Origin of the sequence: Frankia sp. QA3 (genome assembly GCF_000262465.1) — a bacterium.
Taxonomy (GTDB): domain Bacteria; phylum Actinomycetota; class Actinomycetes; order Frankiales; family Frankiaceae; genus Frankia.
The window spans coordinates 7,467,639-7,468,800 of the sequence record NZ_CM001489.1 but is presented as its reverse complement, the minus strand read 5'-3'; the positions used below and the strand labels follow the sequence as shown (position 1 = coordinate 7,468,800).

Here is a 1,162-nt window from a genome sequence, read left to right as displayed (position 1 = left end):
CGCGCGCGGGCAGGCCCGCGCCGATATCATCCCAGCCGGGGTGTTCTCGGTCCTGGCGGTCCGATGGCGGTCCGATGGCGTTCCGACGACATGCGCATGACCGTGAGATACGTACGACCGTGGCCTCGGCCCGCGGACCGTGCGAGCATACGTTTACCGGCGTTTTCCTTCCGCGCCGCCCCGCGACGTGGCACGCGGGCGAACGCAGGGCACGAAGGGCGGATCACGATGGTGGGCTCCACCGGCACAACCGTCCTACCTGGTGCAGAACCGTTCGAGTTCGCGGGTGGGCCGGTGGCCGTCCTGCTGGTCCACGGGTTCACCGGCTCGCCGGGCAGCATGCGGCCCTGGGGCGAGGCCCTCGCCGCCGCCGGGCTGACCGTCTCCTGCCCGCTGCTGCCGGGCCACGGCACCCGCTGGCAGGACATGGTCCCGACCACCTGGCCCGACTGGTACGCCACCGTGCAGGGCGCGTTCCTGCGCCTGCGCGCGGACTGCGAGCAGGTGTTCGTCATGGGCCTGTCGATGGGCGGGACGTTGACGCTGCGGCTGGCCGAGGAGCACGGCCCCGACGTCGCCGGCGTGGTCACGGTGAACGCGAGCCTGTCCACCGAGCGGTGGCACGCCGCGCTCGCCCCGCTGCTCGGGCGCTTCATCCCGGCCGTGCCCGGCGTCGCCGGCGACGTGAAGGCCAAGGGAGTGCCCGAAGTCGGCTACGACCGGGTGCCGCTGCTCCCGTTCGCGTCGCTGCGCAGACTCTGGGGGGTCACCCGCGGCGACCTCGGGCGGATCGTCTGTCCGGTGCTCGCCTACCGCAGCGTCGTCGACCATGTAGTGGAGCCGAGCTCGGGGGCGATCCTGCTGGCCGGGGTGCGTGCCCCGATCGAGGAACGGCTGCTGCCGGACAGCTGGCACGTGGCGACCCTCGACAACGACAAAGAAACGATCTTCGAAGGCAGTCTCGACTTCGTCCAGCGGCACGCGGCACGCACGCTCGTGCCCGACACTCCCCTCAGCGATGGCTGAGCATCCGCCGGCGCCGGGCCAGGGCGAGCCGCGTCCGTCCGCGGCGGGCGCGGCCGAGCCCGACCGTCCGGTGGCGGACCGCGGGGCGCCGGCGGGAGGCGGCGTGCCGCCCACGGGGTGCGGCGCTGCCCTGCCG

Annotated in this window: 1 protein-coding gene; it reads left to right on the top strand. The window is 73.7% G+C overall.

Going from position 1 to position 1,162, the window contains the following annotated elements; genetic code table 11:
* Positions 1 to 228 precede the first annotated feature (228 nt).
* Positions 229 to 1,026: a carboxylesterase gene (locus FRAQA3DRAFT_RS30555; protein ID WP_009742922.1), complete on the top strand. Its 798-nt coding sequence runs from the start codon at positions 229 to 231 to the stop codon at positions 1,024 to 1,026.
* The last annotated feature ends 136 nt before the right edge of the window (positions 1,027 to 1,162 follow it).